Annotated in this window: 23 protein-coding genes; 11 read left to right on the forward strand and 12 right to left on the reverse strand. The window is 67.5% G+C overall.

The window, feature by feature from the left end; all coding sequences use genetic code 11:
• Window positions 1-22 precede the first annotated feature (22 nt).
• From IHV25_RS01455 to IHV25_RS01470, 4 genes are all read right to left on the reverse strand, one after another.
• The gene (locus tag IHV25_RS01455) at window positions 23-1,549 is read right to left on the reverse strand and encodes a BCD family MFS transporter (protein WP_192533187.1); all 1,527 of its coding nucleotides are present in this window, start codon (window positions 1,547-1,549) and stop codon (window positions 23-25) included.
• Window positions 1,546-2,439 (reverse strand): chlorophyll synthase ChlG, encoded by an 894-nt coding sequence (gene chlG / locus IHV25_RS01460; RefSeq protein ID WP_192533188.1) that lies wholly within the window; start codon window positions 2,437-2,439, stop codon window positions 1,546-1,548. The genes IHV25_RS01455 and chlG overlap by 4 nt, the downstream gene beginning before the upstream one ends.
• A gap of 350 nt (window positions 2,440-2,789) precedes the next feature.
• Complete coding sequence (locus IHV25_RS01465) at window positions 2,790-3,344, reverse strand: O-acetyl-ADP-ribose deacetylase (RefSeq protein WP_242018727.1); 555 nt, start codon at window positions 3,342-3,344, stop codon at window positions 2,790-2,792.
• A gap of 33 nt (window positions 3,345-3,377) precedes the next feature.
• Window positions 3,378-3,653: a metal-sensing transcriptional repressor gene (locus IHV25_RS01470; protein ID WP_192533189.1), complete on the reverse strand. Its 276-nt coding sequence runs from the start codon at window positions 3,651-3,653 to the stop codon at window positions 3,378-3,380.
• Window positions 3,654-3,788: 135 nt separating this feature from the next.
• Between IHV25_RS01470 and IHV25_RS01475 the strand changes: the two genes are divergently transcribed.
• A complete protein-coding gene (locus IHV25_RS01475; RefSeq protein ID WP_192533190.1) occupies window positions 3,789-4,286 on the forward strand; it encodes a nucleotide triphosphate diphosphatase NUDT15 in 498 nt (165 codons plus the stop codon).
• A gap of 11 nt (window positions 4,287-4,297) precedes the next feature.
• On the forward strand, window positions 4,298-6,145 hold the full coding sequence (locus IHV25_RS01480) for an ABC transporter transmembrane domain-containing protein (RefSeq protein ID WP_192533191.1): 1,848 nt from the start codon (window positions 4,298-4,300) through the stop codon (window positions 6,143-6,145).
• Between the two features lie 456 nt (window positions 6,146-6,601).
• On the opposite strand, the gene IHV25_RS01485 is transcribed toward IHV25_RS01480, so the two are convergent.
• The 5 genes from IHV25_RS01485 to IHV25_RS01505 form a co-directional block, all read right to left on the reverse strand.
• Entirely contained in the window at window positions 6,602-7,099 is a 498-nt protein-coding gene (locus IHV25_RS01485; protein ID WP_192533192.1) for a lysozyme, read from the reverse strand.
• Between the two features lie 279 nt (window positions 7,100-7,378).
• On the reverse strand, window positions 7,379-7,738 hold the full coding sequence (locus IHV25_RS01490) for a phage holin family protein (protein ID WP_192533193.1): 360 nt from the start codon (window positions 7,736-7,738) through the stop codon (window positions 7,379-7,381).
• Between the two features lie 4 nt (window positions 7,739-7,742).
• Window positions 7,743-8,138: a putative holin gene (locus IHV25_RS01495; protein ID WP_192533194.1), complete on the reverse strand. Its 396-nt coding sequence runs from the start codon at window positions 8,136-8,138 to the stop codon at window positions 7,743-7,745.
• 91 nt (window positions 8,139-8,229) lie between these two features.
• Window positions 8,230-8,421 carry a hypothetical protein gene (locus tag IHV25_RS01500; RefSeq protein ID WP_192533195.1) on the reverse strand — a complete coding sequence of 64 codons (192 nt, stop codon included), beginning with the start codon at window positions 8,419-8,421 and terminating at the stop codon, window positions 8,230-8,232.
• A gap of 263 nt (window positions 8,422-8,684) precedes the next feature.
• Window positions 8,685-9,182, reverse strand: a complete 498-nt coding sequence (locus tag IHV25_RS01505) for a CarD family transcriptional regulator (RefSeq protein ID WP_192533196.1) — start codon at window positions 9,180-9,182, stop codon at window positions 8,685-8,687.
• Window positions 9,183-9,846: 664 nt separating this feature from the next.
• Between IHV25_RS01505 and IHV25_RS01510 the strand changes: the two genes are divergently transcribed.
• Window positions 9,847-10,527, forward strand: a complete 681-nt coding sequence (locus IHV25_RS01510; RefSeq protein WP_192533197.1) for a tetratricopeptide repeat protein — start codon at window positions 9,847-9,849, stop codon at window positions 10,525-10,527.
• A gap of 94 nt (window positions 10,528-10,621) precedes the next feature.
• Here the strand turns inward: IHV25_RS01510 and IHV25_RS01515 are convergent, their stop codons facing one another.
• Window positions 10,622-11,272 carry a ribonuclease HII gene (locus IHV25_RS01515; protein ID WP_192533198.1) on the reverse strand — a complete coding sequence of 217 codons (651 nt, stop codon included), beginning with the start codon at window positions 11,270-11,272 and terminating at the stop codon, window positions 10,622-10,624.
• Between the two features lie 285 nt (window positions 11,273-11,557).
• Here IHV25_RS01515 and IHV25_RS01520 point away from each other — a divergent pair, with 285 nt between their 5' ends.
• Window positions 11,558-12,121, forward strand: a complete 564-nt coding sequence (locus tag IHV25_RS01520; RefSeq protein WP_192533199.1) for a hydrolase — start codon at window positions 11,558-11,560, stop codon at window positions 12,119-12,121.
• A 40-nt stretch (window positions 12,122-12,161) separates the two neighbouring features.
• Window positions 12,162-12,821, forward strand: coding sequence for a TetR/AcrR family transcriptional regulator (locus IHV25_RS01525; protein WP_192533200.1), 660 nt, complete (start codon window positions 12,162-12,164; stop codon window positions 12,819-12,821).
• Between the two features lie 297 nt (window positions 12,822-13,118).
• On the opposite strand, the gene IHV25_RS01530 is transcribed toward IHV25_RS01525, so the two are convergent.
• Both IHV25_RS01530 and IHV25_RS01535 read right to left on the reverse strand, forming a co-directional pair.
• On the reverse strand, window positions 13,119-13,574 hold the full coding sequence (locus IHV25_RS01530; protein WP_192533201.1) for a hypothetical protein: 456 nt from the start codon (window positions 13,572-13,574) through the stop codon (window positions 13,119-13,121).
• Window positions 13,575-13,586: 12 nt separating this feature from the next.
• Window positions 13,587-13,766 (reverse strand): PLDc N-terminal domain-containing protein, encoded by a 180-nt coding sequence (locus IHV25_RS01535; protein ID WP_192533202.1) that lies wholly within the window; start codon window positions 13,764-13,766, stop codon window positions 13,587-13,589.
• A 167-nt stretch (window positions 13,767-13,933) separates the two neighbouring features.
• Here IHV25_RS01535 and IHV25_RS01540 point away from each other — a divergent pair, with 167 nt between their 5' ends.
• From IHV25_RS01540 to radA, 6 genes are all read left to right on the forward strand, one after another.
• On the forward strand, window positions 13,934-14,149 hold the full coding sequence (locus tag IHV25_RS01540) for a hypothetical protein (protein ID WP_192533203.1): 216 nt from the start codon (window positions 13,934-13,936) through the stop codon (window positions 14,147-14,149).
• Between the two features lie 116 nt (window positions 14,150-14,265).
• Complete coding sequence (locus IHV25_RS01545) at window positions 14,266-15,798, forward strand: replicative DNA helicase (protein ID WP_192533204.1); 1,533 nt, start codon at window positions 14,266-14,268, stop codon at window positions 15,796-15,798.
• A 3-nt stretch (window positions 15,799-15,801) separates the two neighbouring features.
• Window positions 15,802-16,968, forward strand: coding sequence for an alanine racemase (gene alr / locus IHV25_RS01550; RefSeq protein ID WP_192533205.1), 1,167 nt, complete (start codon window positions 15,802-15,804; stop codon window positions 16,966-16,968).
• A complete protein-coding gene (locus IHV25_RS01555; RefSeq protein ID WP_192533206.1) occupies window positions 16,965-17,735 on the forward strand; it encodes an MlaE family ABC transporter permease in 771 nt (256 codons plus the stop codon). Before alr ends, IHV25_RS01555 begins: the two co-directional genes overlap by 4 nt.
• A gap of 17 nt (window positions 17,736-17,752) precedes the next feature.
• Window positions 17,753-18,520 (forward strand): ABC transporter ATP-binding protein, encoded by a 768-nt coding sequence (locus IHV25_RS01560; protein ID WP_192533207.1) that lies wholly within the window; start codon window positions 17,753-17,755, stop codon window positions 18,518-18,520.
• A gap of 49 nt (window positions 18,521-18,569) precedes the next feature.
• Window positions 18,570-19,976 (forward strand): DNA repair protein RadA, encoded by a 1,407-nt coding sequence (gene radA, locus IHV25_RS01565; protein WP_192533208.1) that lies wholly within the window; start codon window positions 18,570-18,572, stop codon window positions 19,974-19,976.
• Window positions 19,977-19,985: the final 9 nt, after the last annotated feature.

Raw genomic sequence — 19,985 nt, forward strand, 5'->3', positions numbered from 1 at the left:
GTTTCAAGTGAGCGAATGGAAGTTACGGGGCGGCGGGGGAGGACGGAATGCGGCACCCCTCGGCCCCCTGGACAGGAACCACGGTTCCCGGACGGGGCGGAGATCCGAACGGGCCGATGCGCAGCACAAGAAGCACCGAAACCGCAAACAAGAGGGCCTCCAGGGCGAACACCGCCTGGAACGCGGGAACCCGCTGGCCGAACAGGTAGTAGCCCGCATCGGCGATGACCGTCCCCAGGACGGCTCCCGCCCCCAGGGCCACGGCCTGGGCGATCCCCCAGATGCCCATGCGGGTGCCCTCGGACCCGTGCCCGCCCTCGGAGGCGAACAGCATCATGGAGCCGATGGCCGCCACGGCAAACACGCCGTTGGAGAAGCCAAGGAAGAACATGGTCGGCGGAAGGGGCCAGTCCGGAGCGAACGCCCCCGACATCACCATCAGCACATGGGCAAAGGCCGACATCAGGCAGCCCGTGACGGCCCAGAAGCGGAAGGAGCCCAGAAGGGTTCCGCGCAGGATAGAGCCCAGCGCCCCCACAAGCACCATGCCCAGAGCCACACCCCCGTGCTGGTACGAGGCCAGACGGGTGGTCTGGGCCAGGTCCATCCGGAAGGCGTGGGCCGCAAAGGGCTCCATGATCAGGGCCTGCAGCTCGAAGCCCAGCATGGCCACAAAGACAAACAGGCCGAAGCGCATGGTCCGGGGCTCGGCCATGACGGTCTGGAGAGCCGCCCAGAAGGACTGGCTCTCGGCCGCCGTGCGGGAGGCCGCATCCGCGGCGCCGGCCACCGGAATGGGGGGATTTTTCCGCTCCAGCCCCCACAGCGCCAGGCAGGACACCAGGAACGAGGCCAGACAGATGGACAGGCACACCACCAGAAGGCGGACCGGAGAGAAGCGGGACTTCACCACCTCGTGCGTGTCGCCGGGCAGCTCGGGCAGGGCCTCGAGGGCCACATCGGCAGCCTCGGCCGCCACCCGGGCGGGCTCGATGGTGCCAAGGAACTTCGAGGCCACGCCCGCCGTCACCGCAAAGCCCACGATCATCAGGATCCAGACCAGCGCGGCCGAGGCCGGGCGCCGCCCCGGAGCCACCGTCGTGGCCAGCAGCGCCAGAAGGCACGTTCCCGCCGCGCCCACGCCGATGCCAATGAAGGTGTAGGCCACCACGGCCACCGCAAAGCCCGGAATGGGACCGGCGTAAAAGCCCTGGAACAGGGCGCCGTCCGTGGTGTCCATCAGGACCGTGGACAGGGCCCCAAGGGCTCCGCCGATGGCCAGCATGCCCATGCCCCAGACGATCCAGGGGGTGCGGCGGCCTCCGCGGTCCGAGCCGTAGCCCCAGCGCGGACGCATGAACTGGAGCGCCTCGCGCCAGCCCACCAGGATCCCGGGGATCATGGCGGGAAGCCCGTACTCGTAGTTGATGATCCGGTTGAACACCGAGGTGGTCAGGATGATGACCGACCCCACACAGAACATCACCACGCCAAGGCGGATGATGCCAAACCAGCTCAGGCCCGCAGGGGCGGCAGGAGCGCCGCTCATGGCGCGCCAACCGAGGCGAGACCGGCCAGGGCCGTGGCCGAGACCATCATGCCCAGGACATAGAGGGTCACGCCGGTCATGTTGTACCAGGGAGCCTTGCCCTTCGGATCCTTGAGCATCACCGACATGCACCAGAACTGGGCCAGCAGGGACGCGGTCACCAGACCGCCCTGGAAGAGGGCATCCCACTTCAGGAGAAGGAGGATCACCACCACCTGGGGCAGGGCCATGACCAGGCAGGCAAACTTTGCGGCCCGCTCCGGCCCCATCTGGACGGGCAGGGACCGCACGTTCATCTGGCGGTCGCCCTCAAGGGCCTTGAAATCGTTCAGGGTCATGATGCCATGGGCGCCCGCGCTGTAGAGCAGCAGGACGGCGACAATCCGCCAGTCCGGGAACGCGCCCCCCAGCATGACCGCGGCGCCGGTGAACCAGGGCAGGCCCTCGTAGCACAGGGCCACAGCCGAGTTCCCCCACCAGCCGTTGCCCTTGAACCGGAACGGAGGCATGGAGTAGCCCCAGGCCATGGCCAGGCCGAACACGGTCGCCCAGAAGACCCACGTGCCCAGAAGCCACGCCACTCCCAAGGACAGCAGCGACACCGCAATGGCGTACCACAGGGCGCGGCGCCCCGGCACACGGCCCGAGGGGATCGGGCGCTGCGGCTCGTTGATCGCGTCCACGTGGCGGTCAAACCAGTCGTTGATGATCTGGCTGTTGCCGCACACCAGAGGCCCGGCCAGAAGAATGCCCAGCGGGATCAGGTACCAGTGGTCGGCAATGTTGGGGAGACCGGACGAGACGACGCCGCAGGCAAAGGCCCACATGGGAGGAAACCATGTCACGGGCTTGAGCAGCTGGACGTAGGGATTGGACAGGAGTTTTTTCATGGAGCGAAACCGTATTGCGAGCGCGTCGGGATGTCAACGCAGCGGTTTTAGACCGGGGCGGAACTCTGGCACGTTGTGCTCCGCTTGTGCCAAAAAACAGCGCGGTTGGAAAGCCGCCTGACGCATCCCCGGGTCCGGGGGGCCGGAAAAGCGCCCCGAAGGGCGGTTTTGAGCCGGATTCGCCCCAAAAATGCAACTTGTAACGGAAAAACACACCGGACCCTCCCGCCCCGGGAGAGGGGCCCGACCGCTGCCCGGCGGCCCGGGGAGACCACGGCGCCCGACAACAGGCTGGCACCGGATGGCGGATCCGGGGAGTCGGGGCCGTTGCGCAACGGGAAAACGGGCCCTCACGGGGCCCGGTCGGGCACCTGAAAGGCCAGGGCGGCCAGAGCCTCCCGGTGCAGGTCCGCCGACGGCCCGGAAAAGCAGCAGAACACGACATGGCGCGGAAGCGGGCTGGCCTCGAGAAAGCCCGACACCGTATCGACAGCCACCACCGCCGCCTGCGGGGCCGGATAGCCGTACACCCCGGTGGAGATGGCGCTGAAGGCCAGGGTGTCCAGGCCGTGCTCCGCCGCCAGGGCGAGGGCACTGCGGTAGCACGAGGCCAGAAGAAGCGGCTCCCCCGCCGCTCCGCCCTGCCAGACGGGCCCCACCGTGTGGATCACAAACCGGGCCGGGAGCCGGTGGCCCCCCGTGATGCGGGCCTGCCCCGTGGGACAGCCGCCCAGCGCCCGGCATTCCTCGAGCAGGCCGGGCCCGGCGGCCCGGTGGATGGCCCCGTCGACGCCACCCCCGCCCAGCAGGGTCTCGTTGGCCGCGTTGACAATCGCGTCCACCCCGAGGGTTGTGATGTCGGCCTGCACCACGCTCATGCGGGCGGCGATGTCGTGCGGGGTCATGGGTTCATGTGCCCTGGGTTCCGGGGTCATGGGTCAGGACATCCGGGAGAAGTGCTCGATGGTCTTCAGGAAGTCCGTGGCCGCCTGGTCCGCATCCCCGTGACGGATCGCATCGCGCACACAGTGGTTGAAGTGCCCCTCCAGAACCAGTTGCCCCACCTTGTGCAGGGCGTTCTTGGCCGCATGGATCTGGATCAGGACGGCCTCGCAGGCCACATCCTCGTCGATCATCTTGTCGATGGCGTCGATCTGGCCACGGATCTTCCTGAGACGGCGGTGGAGGTTGTCCGAATCCATACACTGGCGCATGTCTGTCCTTTCAGGCCACCCCCAAAGGGGCGCCCTTTCCTGAAAACGGTTTTATGCTATGGTGCGGGCCTTCCGGAAGACCCGGCGCTGTCCGGACCCGACCCGGACAGTCTACCCCGACCAGGAGATTTGCGCATGGATAAATCCGGACAGCACGCCATGATCGGAGCGGGCGTCGTTGTGCTCAACCCGGACAACGCGGTTCTTGTCGGGTACCGGATCAAACCGGGGGAGACCCCGTCCTGGTGCCTGCCCGGCGGGAAGGCCGAACCCGGCGAGACGCTGGAGGACGCCGCCCTGCGCGAACTGCGCGAGGAAACCGGGCTGGAGCGGGTCTCGGCCCCCCGGATCTTCGGCTTTGCCCAGTGTCTGGTGTACCCCATTCCGGTGATTGCGGCCGGGGCGCTGTGCCGCCTCGAGGATCCACAGGCCGTTCCCCGGGTGATGGAGCCGGACCTGTTCTCGAGCTGGACCTGGGTGCCAATGAACGCCCTGCCCTCGCCGCTCTATCCCGCCACCGCCGCCCTTCTCGGGCTGCTGGACGGATCCGAAGCCCCCGCCGGCTGGCGCACCTGGAACGTGGGGGCCCCGGACCAGCAACGCTCCGCGCCTCCCGTTCCCTCCGCTGACTGACAGGCTTTCCCGTGGCTCGCAAACGCAGTTTTGACTACCCCACCCTGCCCCCCGACGGCGCCCGCCGCGAGTGGTCCACCCTGGCCCGACTGGCTCCGGGCCTCTGGCCCAAGGGCGAGCCCGGGCTGCGCGTACGGGTGGTCCTTGCTCTTGTGCTTCTGGTGGGGGGCAAGCTGGTCACGGTCATCACCCCCTACTTCTTCAAGAAGGCCGTGGACGAGCTGGCGGACGCGCCCTCCCTTCTGGCCTCCCAGCTTTCGGCGGTGTTTGCCACCGTGGTGGCCCTGATCCTGGCCTACGGCCTCGCCCGGATCGGCTCGCGCGTGTTCGACGAGCTCCGGGACATGGTGTTCGCCCGGGTCGTGGAACGGGCCACCCATGTGATTGCCCTCAACACGTTCCGACACCTGCACCAGCTGTCCCTGCGCTTCCATCTGGACCGGCAGACCGGCGGCCTGTCGCGGGTCATCGAGCGCGGCACCCGGGGCATCGATATCGTCCTGAGGCTGTTTGTCTTCCGCGCCGGGCCGTCCCTGCTGGAGCTGGCCCTGGTGTGCTCCATCCTGTGGACCCTGTTCAACTGGCAGTTTTCGCTGGCGGTGTTCGCGACGATCGCGGTCTACGCCTGCTGGTCCCTGGCGCTGACCGAGTGGCGCCTGTCCTTCCGGCGCACCATGAACACCCACGACGCCGAGGCCAACACCAAGGCCGTGGACTCCCTTCTGAACTATGAAACGGTCAAGTACTTCAACAACGAGGAGAACGAGGCCCGCCGCTTTGACCGGTCCTTGAAAGCCTACGAGGACGCAGCCGTGCGCTCCCACGGATCCCTGTCCTTCCTGAACACGGGGCAGGCGGTCATCATCACCCTGGGGCTGATGGGCATCATGACCATGGCCGCGCGGGGCATCGTGAACGGCACGATGACACCGGGCGACTTCGTTCTGGTGAACACCTACCTGATCCAGCTGTACCAGCCCCTGAACTTCCTGGGCGTGGTCTACCGCGAGATCAAGCAGGCCCTTCTGGACATGGAAATCATGTTCCGGCTGACGGACACGCCCCCGGAGGTCGTGGACGCGCCCAACGCGCCGGACCTGAAAACCGGCGGCGGCACCGTGGTGTTCGAGAACATCACCTTCGGCTACTCGGCGGACACGCCCATTCTGCGGAACGTCTCGTTCGAGGTTCCGGCGGGCGGGTCGGTGGCGCTGGTGGGGCACTCGGGCGCGGGCAAGAGCACCCTCTCGCGGCTGCTGTTCCGCTTCTACGACCCGCTGGACGGGCGCATCCTGATCGACGGGCAGGATATCCGCACCGTCACCCAGGCGTCCTTGCGCCGGGCCATCGGCATCGTCCCCCAGGACACGGTCCTGTTCAACGACACCATCGGCTACAACATCGCCTACGGCCGCCCGGACGCCACCCAGGAGGAAATCGAGCACGCCGCCCGCCTGGCCGCGATCCACGGCTTTGTCAGCGGGCTGAAGGACGGCTACAACACCCGGGTCGGCGAGCGGGGGCTCAAGGTGTCGGGCGGGGAGAAGCAGCGCATCGCCCTTGCCCGGGTGCTGCTGAAGGATCCGGAAATCCTGCTGCTGGACGAGGCCACCAGCGCGCTTGATTCCCACACGGAGCGCGCCATCCAGGACGCGCTGCGGCGCGTGTCCGAGGGGCGCACCACCATCACCATCGCCCACCGCCTGTCCACCATCGTGGATGCGGATACCATCATCGTGCTGGACCGGGGAGAAATCGTGGAAACCGGCTCCCACACCGAACTGCTGGCAAGGAACGGTCTCTACGCCGGGATGTGGCGCAAGCAGCAGGCCTCCATGGACGAGGACACGGAGACCTGACGGATCCGGAGCACGTGGGTGTTCGGGCGCGGACAGGGGGCGGTGCGATGCGCCAAACCGTGGGAACCGGGAAGAGTGCGGCGGTCTGCGAAATGAGCCACCGGGGGATACCGGGAGACAGGCACCGGAACCTGGCGCAGACCCTGCGACGCTCCCTCTGCCCTGCACTGCCCTCCAACTGCCGCCCATGACGAACCCGGGCGCGGACAGGGACAACGCGGGTCACGGCCCCGCGCCACACCCCAGGCCCGGCCACGACTCTGGCTGAGGGCCTCTGACACAGGCAGACGAGCCCGCGGGACAAAACGCATGGCCGGACACCCGACGGGCCCGGCTCACAGCACGCTGTGGCCCACATGCGGCCCTCGTGTTCCTGGGATAAAGCCGGGCTTGGAAAGATCCGAACCGCCCGGTCCCCAGCGGGGCCGGCTGGGAGAGAGCCGAGCCAGTCTGCCCCTAGCGGGGCCGGCTCCGCTCGCCGGGACCGGCCGCGTCCAGACCCGCGTGCGGGCACCGGTTCCACAGGGCGGCCTCGGCCGCCCGACGGCGAACCAGCCCCGGAAGCACGCGTCCGTTGGCCCGGGTCCAGCGGCCCAGTTCCCCGGGCACGGCATCATACTCCCCGGCATTCAGCCGGCGCAAAAGCGTCGAGCGGGCGAAACTCCCTGCCCCGGCATTGAACACAAAGCTGGCCAGTGCCGCAAAGCGGGGGGCGCACAGAGGTACGCTCACCCGACGCTCGACCTCGCGCCCGGCCTGCTCCAGATCCCGACCCAGGAGGTCCAGAGCCTGCCCGGCGGTGATCTCGAGGCCGGGACGGGCCGTCCGCGTGTGACCATACCCGATGGTCCAAACCCCGGCCGGACAGAGATACGCGTGCAGGGCCGGACCGCCCCCCGGGCCCTGCTCGAACTCTTTCACCAGATCCACACCGGCGGAACACACAGCTCTCATGCCATCTCTCCCATACAGGTCCAACGCTCCGGCAGACGCCCCCCGGACTTTGGCAACACCGGGTTCCAACACCGTGTCCGCTGCGCGTCCCGGAACCCGTCCCGTGCGAGCCGCCTCACAGCCCCCAAATCAGGCGACCGGCCATGCCCGTCCGGTCCCCAAACCCGAGCCGGGTCCGGGCACCCCAATCTCCCGGCGGCCCGGGGTCAGGCGGGTGGCCATGCCCGTCCGGTCCGGCGCATTCCCGTGGGCAGACGGCCCGAAATGCCGCCTCCGTGCTCACTCGCCCCCGGCGGCCCGACTGCGAACAGGCGCACGGCCCGCGTTGCAGCGCATGCGAGGAAAGGCGCGAAAGCGGACGGGGGGGCCCCACCGCAGCAGGCGCCCGAGGTTCCCCCGCACCGAAAACAGGGAGATGCAGACCGTTCCGTTCAGAACCAGTTCGCTCCAGTCCACCTGAGGGGGACCGGCGCCGAAGGCGGTGCGCAACGCCACCGACCCGGACGCCACCGCAAGCCCATACGCAAGCAGCGAGATCGCGGGGTGGTACGTCGTCCGGCCCTGGCGGAAGAACAGAAGGCGAAGGCAGATCAGCGCACAGATCGCCCCGTTGGCGTACAGAAAGAGAGCATCGGACATGACGTCAGTCTCCGTTGTGCAGAGTGTGTTGCTCGGCCCCGAGCTCGCCGTTCCGGGGGCGGGAGCGGACCCCGTCCCCGTGACCGAACTGCTCGATCCTTCGGAACAGGGCCATGAGGATTCGGACCGCAAGAGCCGAGGCAATGACCGCCCCGAACCCGGGGGTGATTCCCTCGACATGCAGCACCGAATCCAGAATGATCGCGGTGGACGTCCCTCCCAGAAGCCCCACAAGACACGACAGGCCGAACAGCAGGATCTTCTTCCACCAGACATAGCTCCGCGAACTCAGGACAAAGAGGACGGAGCCGGCAAACGCTCCCAGGGCAATATCGGTGTCAACACCCGGGAGCAGAACGAACGCCGTGCCGACAACAGCACCGGCGCCAAGACTTGCCACGGAATCACTCAACGCAGAACCCCTTTCAGAACAGGGGACGCCACAGCCCGGGAGGATGCCCGGGAGGGTCACCGTTTCCGGCACAGACGGGTCAGGGCGCCCGTGCGCGCCTCCGGGACGGAGCCGCCCGCGAACCGGAGCGGAGCACGCCCGGACAGACGGCCTTCGGGCCAAGCCAGGGAGCCAGAGCCAGAGCCAGAGCCAGAGCCAGAGCCAGAGCCAGAGCCAGAGCCAGAGCCAGAGCCAGAGCCAGAGCCCTTAGGAAAGCGCGAGGATATCCCACTCCGCCGAACTGAACTTTATAAGAACAAATGTAACACAAAACGACACGATATACAAGAAAAATGAACTCCCCGGTTGGAACGCGGCGGGCGGAACATGGACTGGAAGCCGGGTTCTGACGCACACATCCCGCCACCGGGGCAGCGGGCAGCACACGCCCGGAAACGAAAAAGGCCCCGCGGACTGGTACCGCGAGGCCTTTTCTGGACAACGAAGGGGCGAACGGATCGTCCCTTCGCGCTGTGGTGACTGGATATCTCCGCGTCACGCCGCATTCAAAATCTTTTCAACCTTTTCCGTTGCCTGGTTGGGGTCAATATCCTCGATGGCCGCCAGCTCACCCGTCAGCCGCTCGAGCGCAAGCTCGTAGATCTGCCGTTCGGAGTAGGACTGCTCAGGCTGGCTTGCGCTGCGATACAGGTCACGAACCACCTCGGCGATGGACACCGGATCACCCGAGTTGATTTTCGCCTCGTATTCCTGGGCGCGGCGGCTCCACATGGTCCGCTTCACCCGGGCCTTGCCCTGGAGGGCCTCGAGGGCGCTGTCCATGGTCTTGCGGGTCGACAGACGCCGCAGGCTGGACTGGCGCACTTTGGAGACAGGAATGCGCAACGTCATCCTGTCGCGACAGAAAGCGATAACAAGAAGCTCAAGTTCCTGACCGGCAATGACCTGACTTTCAACACTCAGGACCTGCCCGACGCCGTGGGCAGGATAAACGACATGGTCGCCGGGTCCGAACTGACATGAATTGCTCATAGTGTATCTTTCTCTCCATCCTGATGACCGCAAACGCACGGGCGCGCCGGAAACACCCCCGAGGGTCCGTACGCGCGCCGGTTTGCACGGCGTGATTCTGACACCGGAGCCCACCCGAACATCGAAGTCCCGAACATGATCAATCCCGCTGACGCTCTTCGGCAAACAGTCGTATGCCTGGGGCGGGAGGCTCCCTGGAAGGTTGGATGCAGATCTCTCGGGTTCGACGGTCCGGCTTCCGGCATTCTGCCGTAGACATCACGCCCGGAGAGAGCCTCCGCAACGCAACGCCGGGTATGAAAGCGAAACACCACCGTGGTACTACAGGTACCACAAAATCGCACTACTTGGAACTGAAACTTTCGCCGGGCCGGACATCTGGAAGTATTATAATGCGCAGCCCTGGCCCCGGATCCCGTTCCGGACACGTCCTTCTCAATACTGGACGCGGATGCAAGCACAAGGCGCAGCCTGACAACATTACGGAAACAGGGATGCATCTTTTCTATTACAATACCAGATGCAATACACGTCGAAGATGCTGTTCGCGCAATAAAAACCCATAGGGCGTGACACACCCTCCCCTTTCTGCGGCCCGCGCGACGGGACCGTGGTATAAGGGACGGGATTTTTTCCCGCCGCCCCCCTGATCGGACGAGACTCCATGATCACGAGCCTCCTTGCCACGGCCGCCCTGTGCCTGGTCCTTCTCGGCCACCCCGGACCCGGCTGGGCAAAGCCCCCCCAGCCGGACGACGCCCGCCGCCTGGTGGAGGACGGCCTGGCCGCCTCCTCCCGCGGCGACAGCCGGACCGCCTTCCGGGCCTTCGAGAAAGCGGACCGGGCCGGAGACCCGGAGGGAAGCTATCTCCTGGGCCTCCAGTACATGACCGGGGACGGCGTCGCGCGGGACACGGCCAAAGGCCTCTCCCTTCTTCGGAAGGCCTCGAAAAAGGGCAACCCGTTCGCGCCCTACGCCCTTGGCGGGGCCTATTTCTATGGCAGCGGGGTCAAGCGCGACCTGGCAGAGGCCGCAAGGTGGTACGAGACCGGAGCCCGCCGGGGAGACTACCGGGCCGGACACATGCTGGGGCGCCTGTATTCCCAGGGGCTGGGCGTGGAGCAAGACCCGATCCGCGGCTTTGCCTGGTGCTCCACCGGGGCCCACGCCTCGATCGCCCACACCGGCAGCCTGGAGTGCCTGATCGCCGTCGTGGAGGGCCTGACCCCCGACCAGCTCCGGGAAGCCGAGGCCCTGGGAGCAGACTATTACATGCGTCACATCGTCCCGAACGTCGGCACCGTGGATATCCTGTCCGGGCGCACCCGCCCCGGGCGCCGCTGATCACCGCCCCCCGGGCGCCCCGCCGGCGGAACCGGAAAGGACGGGTCGCCTCCCGGGGGCTCCACACCCGAAGAGAAGCCGCCCCCGGCCGGGCTCAGGGGGACGGAGATGGAGATGGGGGCAGCAGCCCGCGCCGCTCCAGCTCCTCGCGCACCGGACGGAACGAGCGCCGGTGGTGCTCCGTCGGCCCCAGCCGGGCCAGAGCCTCCCGGTGGTCCGCCGTGCCGTACCCGGCGTTCCTCTCCCAGCCATAGCCGGGGCACTGCCGGGCCAGGTCGGCCATAAGGGCGTCGCGCTCCACCTTCGCAAGGATCGAGGCCGCCGCAATGGATGCGGACCGGCTGTCCCCCCGAACCACGGGCTCGCACACCCCCTCATAGCCTCGGATCTTGTGGGGGCCGTCCACCAGCACCGCCGCCGGAGCCGGATCCAGACCGGCCAGGGCACGGCGCATGGCCAGAAATGTGGCCTGGAGAATGTTCAGGGTATCGATCTCCCCGACCTCCGCCTGCCCCAGGGAGAAGGCCACGCCCGGGCTCTCCCGCAGAAGCGCCGACAGGCCCTCCCGGCGCCGGGCGGTCAGGGCCTTGGAATCCCGAAGCGCCGCCACCAGGGACGGCTCCATCCGCCCGGGGGACAGGATGACCGCGCAGGCCACGACCGGACCGGCCATGGGCCCGCGCCCGACCTCGTCCACCCCGGCGACAGGGCCGTCGTAGCGCGCCTCGAGGGAAAAATCCGGCATGGGGCAGAACCTCCAGAAAGGGGAAACACAGCGGGCGGACTCCCGGGCGGACGCCCCCGCCCGCCCGCGGGAAACAGCGCAAACACGCTCCGCGCGGGCCCTTCCCGGCCCCGCCCGGGCCACCACCGAAAGGCACACCCGAACCAGGACCACACGTGGGCTTGGGAGCGGATACAACCGGGCCACAGGACGGAACGCGTTCAAGCAAATGGTTGCGCAATCACACCCGAGCGCCCATTATGGGCGTGCCCCGGAACTTAACGCATCTAGAAAAATCGAGGAAGCATGAGCACTTCGCATTGCGTACTGGCAAAGGCCTCGAACAGCATCCTGGTCTGTATTGACGTGCAGACCAAGCTCTGTCCGGCCATGGGGAACCTTCAGCAGGTTTTGAAAAACGGTACTCGCCTTCTGAAGGGCGCCAAGATACTCGACGTTCCCGTTCTCGTTACCGAGCAGTATCCCAAGGGCGTCGGTCCGACGGTGGGGACGTTTCTCATCGACCTTCCGCCGAACTCCATCATCGAGAAAAACACGTTCTCCAGCGTCCTGGCTCCGGCATTCCTGGACCGGCTGAAGACCCACAGCCAGCGCGAGCAGATCATCCTGTTCGGAATGGAGACCCACGTGTGCGTCCTCCAGACCGCGCTTGACCTGGTCCGCGAGGGCTGGACGGTGTTCGTCGTGAAGGACGCGGTCTCGTCGCGGACCCAGGAGAATGAGAGCCTGGGGCTTCAGCGCATGCAGGCCGCCGGCGTCAACGTCGTATCGACGGAAATGGTTCTGTTCGAATGGCTCGAAGGGAAGGACAACCCGAAGTTCAAGGAGATCCACTCCCTGATCGTCTGATCCCTCCCGGAACGACAAAGCAGAGAAAGATCCTATTCCCATGGCTCGTGGCGATACCCGCCGTCTTATCCTGGAGGCGGCTCTTGAGTGTTTTCTGGCAAACGGGTTCACCCGGACATCGATTGCCGACATCAAGGCCCGCTCCCGGACGACAACCGGCAGCGTCTATCATTTCTTCGAGGGCAAGGAGGACATTGCCCTCACCCTTTGCATCGACGCCCTGCGCTCGAAGACGGCGGCGCTTGCCGACGTTCCGCAAAAGGTCGGAGCCCGGGACATGATCCACTCCCTGGTGGGCGCACTGGTCCGCTGGGGAACCGGGCACCCGGGCTACCACCGCTTCCTGATGCAGACCGAGTTCCTGGCTCCGGGCCTTGCCCTGAACCCGGAACTGATCGATCTGCAGATGGAGGCCCGCCTTGCGCGGGAGCGGCTTCTGCGGGAACTGGCCTCATCCCCGGCCGTCCGGGAGCTGCCCGCCGACGTCCTGTGGGCCATGATCGTGGGACCGGCGGAAACGTACCTCTATGAGCACGCCCACGGCCGCACCCTCGCCTTTCTGGACGAGGCCATCGAGGCCCTGGCAGAGGCCGCATGGCGGGCCATCCGCCAGGAGGACCAGGCCCTCGCCGGGGAGAGCGAGCAGAAACCGGCACCGCCGGACACGCCGCCCCGGACCCTGGAATGGGATCTTCTCTGAAAAATACCGGGGCAGCGGCCTGACCGGCCTGCGGCCCCGGCTTTCTTTTCCCCCCAGGACATTCCGATGAACAGAGCGCCCGTCGGGACAGGCTCCCGAGGACGGTGCCCCGGCCGCGCGGGCCGCACCGGGCGTGCCGACGCTGACAGACAGTCACCCGGACGGGTGAGCCGCCCCGGGCATGCCCATGGCCGGAGGCTCCCGGTGGCCCGTGTGGGCCGCACCGTGTAAGCGGCACCGTGTGAGCTGTGCGGGACGGGCCGAAACCGGCAGACGGTGAACCAGCCTTATGAGCCGCTACGGATCCGACAGGGCGCGGAACCGCTGCCCCATGGCCTGGCGGGCCTCGGCCCCCTCGGGGGTGACAAGCTGCCCGTCCTCGACGTAGCGCAACAGGAACAGGCGCCCCCCCGCCTGCTGGACCCGGAAGCCCAGAACCCGGCCGTCGGACCAGCGCACCGAGACAAGCACCTCGTGCGCGTCGGAGCGGTCCAGGGTCACCTCCGGCGCATCCTCCCGGGCGCTGACCTTCTCCAGCCACGTCTCCAGGGGCAGGAACGGCTCACAGCACCCGGACGGAGTGTCCAGCATGACTATGGACTGCAAGAAGGGCGTGCGAGCCGCGCCCGGCGCTTCGGGGGAAGCACCATCGGCGGCGCCTGCGGCGATCACGGCGCCAGGACCGGACGACAGGCCCGCCCCCAGCGCCAGACCGAACGCCAGGACACGCCGAAAGCGTGAGACCGGAGCCATGGCACCCGCCGCTCAGATGGAGGCGCGGGGCCCCACGAAGAACCACACCGCGAAGCCGACACCGGGCACAAAGAACAGGAGAAGGGTCCAAAGGGCCTTGCGGAAACGCGACGTCGTGCGGTTCACCAGAACATTGGTCACCGCCCAGGCAAAAAGGCCGACAAGAAGCAGAAAGGCAAGAAAACCTGTCATCGCGAAACAATCCCTGAAGGTTGGTGTCCAGCCTGTCATCAAGCGCCCGGGGCACCGGGTTGTCAAGGGCCGGCGCATTCCCCACACCGGCCGCGGGAAATCCCTGGCACCGCACACCGATCTGGAGTAATACTATTTCAAGTCTAACCCCAGAAACGGAGAGCGCCATGTCCAGCACCCTCCCCATTCCCCCGCCGCCTGCGGCCGCGGGGTCCGAAGACCGTGAGATCATCCGCTATGACCTGGGCTCGGGGCGTGCGATCGCGCTTCCCGTATCGCTTCTTTCCGTCGCGCTGCGGGGCGAGCGGCCCGAACGCGACGCCTGGGAAACCGGGCTGGTGTCGGCCCGCGAGCGCCCCGAGGACAGCCCCTCCGAGCCCTGATCCGACAGCCCCTCCGAGCCCCGATCCGACAGCCCTCCCGAGCCCTGATCCGGTTGCGGACGCGCCCTATTTTTTCTCTCCCCCCGAACCGCCGGCCAGGGTATACAGGGGGAGCCATGACACCATTTTCCGATCCCGTCCCCACGCCCGGCCTCTCCCAGAGCGGCGAGGGCCTCGCCCCCCGTCAGCTGCCTGCCAACCTCGAGGCGGAGCAGGCGCTGCTGGGTGCCATCCTGACAAACAACCAGGTCCTGGAGCGGGTTGGCGATTTCCTGATCGCCGATCACTTCCTGCACCCGGCGCACCAGAAGATCTATGCGGCGGCCCAGAACCTGTTCAGCCAGAACCACCTGGCCAACGCCATCACGCTCAAGCCCTATCTCGAGCGGGAGCCGGCGCTGGAGCCCCTGGGGGGCGCCAACTACCTGGTGGACCTGACCGCCTCCGTGGTCACGATCCTGAACTCCGAGACCTATGCCCGCCTGATCCAGGACCTGGCGCTGCGGCGCTCCCTGATCGAGGTCGGCGAGGAGATGGTCAACGAGGCCTTCGCCATGGCCCTGGAGGAGGACGCCCAGATCCAGATCCAGAAGGCGGAAAAGCGGCTGTTCGACCTGGCCGTGACCGGCTCGGCCTCCCAGGGTCCGGTGGCCTTCAAGTTCGCCCTGACCGAGGCCCTGCGCCTGGCCCACCTGGCCCACGAGCGGGACGGCGCCCTCGCCGGAGCCCCCACGGGCCTGAGCGACCTGGACAAAAAGCTGGGCGGCCTGCACAACTCGGACCTTCTGATCCTGGCCGGACGCCCGTCCATGGGTAAGACGGCGCTGGCCACCAACATTGCCTACAACGTGGCCGCCCACTTCCTGGACGAGGCCCGCAACGGCAAGCCGCTGAACACGGTGGCCTTCTTCTCGCTGGAAATGTCGTCCGACCAGCTGGCGGCCCGTGTTCTGGCCGAGCGCGCCGAGGTGAAGTCCAACGACATGCGCACCGGCGACCTCTCCAACGAGGACATGGAGCGGGTGATCAGCGTCTCGTCGGGGCTTCAGTCCGTCCCCCTGTACATCGATGACACCGCCGCCCTGTCGGTGGCCGCCATGCGCACCCGCTGCCGGAGACTGGCCCGCCAGCACGGCGGCGACGGAAGCTCGCTGGGCCTGGTGATCGTCGACTATCTCCAGCTTCTGCGCCCGAACCCGGGCGAGCGGCACGGCAACCGCGTCGAGGAGGTCTCGGCCATCACCCGGGCCCTGAAGGAACTGGCCAAGGAACTCAACGTCCCGGTTATCGCCCTGTCCCAGCTCTCCCGTCAGGTCGAGCAGCGCGACGACAAGCGCCCCCAGCTTTCGGACCTTCGCGAGTCCGGCTCCATCGAGCAGGACGCGGACGCGGTCATGTTCGTCTACCGCGAGGAGTACTACCTGGAGCGCGCCGAGCCCAAGCCCCTGGAGGGCGAGACCGACGAGAAGTACGCCGAGCGCCACGCCCGCTGGGTCCAGCGCGCCGAAGAGGTTCACGCGGTGGCCGAGGTCATCATTGCCAAGCAGCGTCACGGCCCCATCGGCCGGGTCCGGCTGCACTTTGACAAGAACTTCACCCGCTTCTCGAACCTTGTCGAGGGCGACGCCCCCGACGACATGGACGAATAGCCCATGGAGACGTCCGGCGCGCAGACTGTCGGGGCCACAACAGCCCTCACCATTGATCTGGACGCCCTTGTGGGAAACTGGTGCCGGATCCGCGACGCGCTCGGCGCGGCCCCCGGCTGCTCCGGCGCCCCGGGTGGCGCGGCGGGAACCGAGGCGGCGGCGGTGGTCAAGGCGGATGCCTATGGCTGCGGCGCCCGGACGGTGGCTCCCGCCCTGTACCGGGCCGGCTGCCGCACCTTCTTTGTCGCCAACCTGTCCGAGGCCCTGGACCTCCGCCCGGTCCTGCCGCGGGACGCCGCCCTTGCGGTGCTGTGCGGTCCCCATCCGGGCGAGGAGGGCTTCTACCGGGATGCGGGGCTCACGCCGGTTCTGAACTCGGCCACCCAGATGGCGTTCTGGCACGCGGTGCCCTTTGCGGCCACCTGGCCCTGCTTCTGGCACATTGACACGGGCATGACCCGCCTGGGGCTGGACCCGGACGACCTGCCCCCGGCCCTTCCCTACCCGGACAATCCTCCGGTTCTCATGACCCATCTGGCCTGTGCGGACGAGCCGGAGCATCCGGTGAACCCGGACCAGGTGGCCCGGTTCCGCGCGGCCCTGGACCGGATTCCCGGCGGGCACGCCCTGCGCACGTCCGTGGGGGCCTCGGGCGGGATCGTCCTGGGAGGCCCCTACCACGGAAACCTTGTGCGCCCGGGGATCGTCCTTTACGGGGGGAACCCGGCGCCGGGGCATGCCGCCCCCCTGAGCCCGGTGGTCCGCCTCCAGGCTAAAATCCTTCAAATCCGCCACATTGACACCCCGAAAACCGTTGGTTATGGTGCGACCGCCAGGGTCGAGAAGGGGGCCCGTCTGGCAACCGTCGGTATCGGGTACGCCGACGGCTATCCGCGCTCGGCCTCGAACCGGGCCGTTGCCTGCCTGGGCGACTACCGTCTCCCGGTCACAGGACGTGTTTCCATGGATCTGGTCACGCTCGACGTCTCACATGTTCCCGAACACCTGACCCCTCCGGGAACCATGGTCGACATGATCGGCCCCGACTACGGCATCGAGGATCTCGCCCAGGCGGCGGGGCTCATCAGCTATGAAATTCTCACCGGCCTGAAACCGCGCTGCCCGCGGGTTTATGGCCCGATTGGTCCCGGCAGGGAAGAAACCGCATGAACCTTCTCGCACTCGTCGGACGGGTCTTTCTGGCCTTCCTGACCCAGGTCGGACAGTTCACCCTGTTTGCCCTGGTGTCCCTCTCCCACTGTCTGCGGCCGCCGTTCTACCTGCGCCTGACCGCACGGCAGATGATCGAGATCGGATACTACTCCCTTCCCGTTGTGGGCCTGACGGCGATCTTCACGGGCATGGTGCTGGCGCTCCAGACCAGTTCGGGCTTCTCCGAGCTGGCGGCGGAGAGCTCCGTGGCCATGATCGTGGCCTGGGGCATGACCCGGGAGCTGGGGCCGGTCCTGGCCGGCCTGATGGTGGCCGGACGCATCGGCGCCGCCATGGCCGCCGAGATCGGAACCATGAAGGTGACCGAGCAGGTGGACGCGCTCTATACCCTGTCCACGAACCCCTACAAATATCTTGTGGTCCCGCGGCTGATTGCCGGGGCGACCATGCTTCCGCTGCTGGTTCTTGTGGCGGACATCATCGGCATTTTCGGCGGCTACGTTCTGGGCACCACCAAGCTGGGCTTCTCCGAGCACGGCTACATCAGCGCCACCTGGCGGCACCTGGAGTTTATCGGGGTCGTCTCCGGCCTGACAAAGGCGGCAGTCTTCGGCCTGGTGATTGCGCTGATGGGCTGCTACCACGGCATTCACTCCCGGGGCGGCGCACAGGGCGTGGGCAAGGCCACCACCAACGCGGTGGTGTCCGCCTCGATCCTGATCCTGCTGCTGAACTACGTTCTCACCGAGATGTTCTTCGCCTGAGGAAAGGGACGCCGACCATGACCGACAAGATCACTCTGGAGAACGTCAGCAAGTCGTTCGGCAGGAAGACCGTCCTCGACGGCCTGTCCCTCAGCGTCGAGAAGGGCCAGTCGCTGGTGATTATCGGCGGCTCGGGGTCCGGGAAGTCGGTGACCCTCAAGTGCATTCTGGGCCTGATCCATCCGGACCGGGGCTCCATCAAGGTGGACGGCCGGGAGACCGTGGGCCTCTCGGGCCGGGAGCGGGCCCGGATGCTCTCGCGCTTTGGCATGCTCTTCCAGGGCGCGGCCCTGTTCGACAGCCTGCCGGTCTGGGAGAACGTGGCCTTCGGCCTGATCGAGGGACAGGGCATCCGGCGCAAGGAGGCCCGGGACCGGGCCGTGGACACCCTGGCCCAGGTGGGGCTGGGCGCGGACGTGGGAGACCTGTTCCCGTCCGAGCTCTCGGGAGGCATGCAAAAGCGCGTGGGCCTGGCCCGGGCCATTGCCACCCGCCCCGAGATCATCTTTTTCGACGAGCCCACCACGGGCCTGGATCCCATCATGGCCGACGTGATCAACGACCTGATCGTGAAGTGCGTGAAAGACCTGGGAGCCACCACGCTCTCCATCACCCACGACATGAGCAGCGCGTCCAAGATTGCGGACCGCATTGCCATGCTCTATCAGGGCCGCATGATCTGGGAGGGTCCGGCGAAAGACGTCTGGAACTCGGGCAACGACTACGTGGACCAGTTCGTCCACGGTCGCGCCGACGGCCCCATCCGGATGGCCCTTCGCGCCTGAGCGCCCGAGCCCACGCCCGTCTTTCTCTCACCGGAACCCGGACCGATCCATGGCCAAGCCCTCCGTGCGTTATGTCTGCCAGAGCTGCGGGAGCCTCGCGCCCCGCTGGGCCGGGCGCTGCGATGCCTGCGGCGAGTGGAACACCATCCGCGAGGAACAGGGCGAGGAGGCCCTGCCCAAGGGCCAGACCGGCGGCAAGGGCGGCCGGGCCATCCGGTTCGTCGGGCTGGAGGGCGAGGGACGCCCGCCGCCCCGCCTGCCCACCGGCATGACCGAGCTGGACCGGGTGACCGGCGGCGGCCTGGTACCCGGCTCGGTTCTTCTGGTCGGGGGTGATCCGGGCATCGGCAAATCCACCATCATGCTTCAGGCCAGCGCGGCCCTGGCGCTCGGGGGGCAGAAGTGCCTCTACATCTCGGGCGAGGAGGCGGTGGAGCAGGTGCGCATGCGCGCCGGACGCCTGGGGCTGTCCCACGCGCCGGTTGGGCTGGCCTCCGCCACCGGCCTGCGGGACATCCTGGCGACCCTCGAGGAGGGCGCGCCCCCGGATGTCGTTATCATCGATTCCATCCAGACCATGTACCTGGACACACTGGATTCCGCGCCCGGCACCGTCTCCCAGGTGCGCACCGGCGCCCACGAGCTGATCCGCTCCGCCAAGAAGCGGGGCTTTGTCCTGTTCCTGATCGGGCACGTGACCAAGGACGGCCAGCTGGCGGGTCCGCGGGTCATGGAGCACATGGTGGACTGCGTGCTCTATTTCGAGGGCGAGCGCGGCCACCCCTTCCGGATCCTGCGGGCGGTCAAGAACCGCTTCGGCGCCACCGACGAGATCGGCGTCTTCGAGATGTCCGACCGGGGCCTGGTGGAAGTCCCCAACCCCTCGGCCCTGTTCCTGGCCGAGCGGCGGGGCAACGTCACCGGCTCCTGCGTGTTCGCGGGGGTCGAGGGCTCGCGCCCCATGCTGGTGGAGATCCAGGCCCTGGTCTCGACCAGCGCCTCGGGAACGCCCCGGCGTGCGGTGGTGGGCTGGGACTCGTCGCGCCTGGCCATGATCCTTGCGGTCCTGGAGGCCCGCTGCGGCATCTCGTTCGCGGGCAACGATGTCTACCTGAACGTTGCGGGGGGCCTGCGCATCCAGGAACCGGCCGCGGACCTTGCGGTGGCCACCGCCTTGCTCTCGGCCCGGTTCGGGGTGTCCGCCCCCGCCGATATGGCCATCTTTGGCGAGATCGGCCTGTCCGGGGAAATCCGGGCGGTCTCCCACCGGGATCTGAGGCTGAAGGAGGCGGCCAAGCTGGGGTTTGCCCAGGCCCTCTTGCCTCCGAGGCCCCGGGGTGCCAGAAAGGGTGGAGCGTCGGACGCGCGCGCCCGCGACCCGCTTGCCCTGAAAGAGGTCGGCCATATCCAGGATGTGGCCCTCCTGTTCGGACCGGCGGAGCCCCAGGCCTCGTGACCCCCACGC

This window comes from Phaeovibrio sulfidiphilus (assembly GCF_014861485.1).
GTDB classification, from domain to species: Bacteria; Pseudomonadota; Alphaproteobacteria; order Rhodospirillales; family Rhodospirillaceae; genus Phaeovibrio; species Phaeovibrio sulfidiphilus.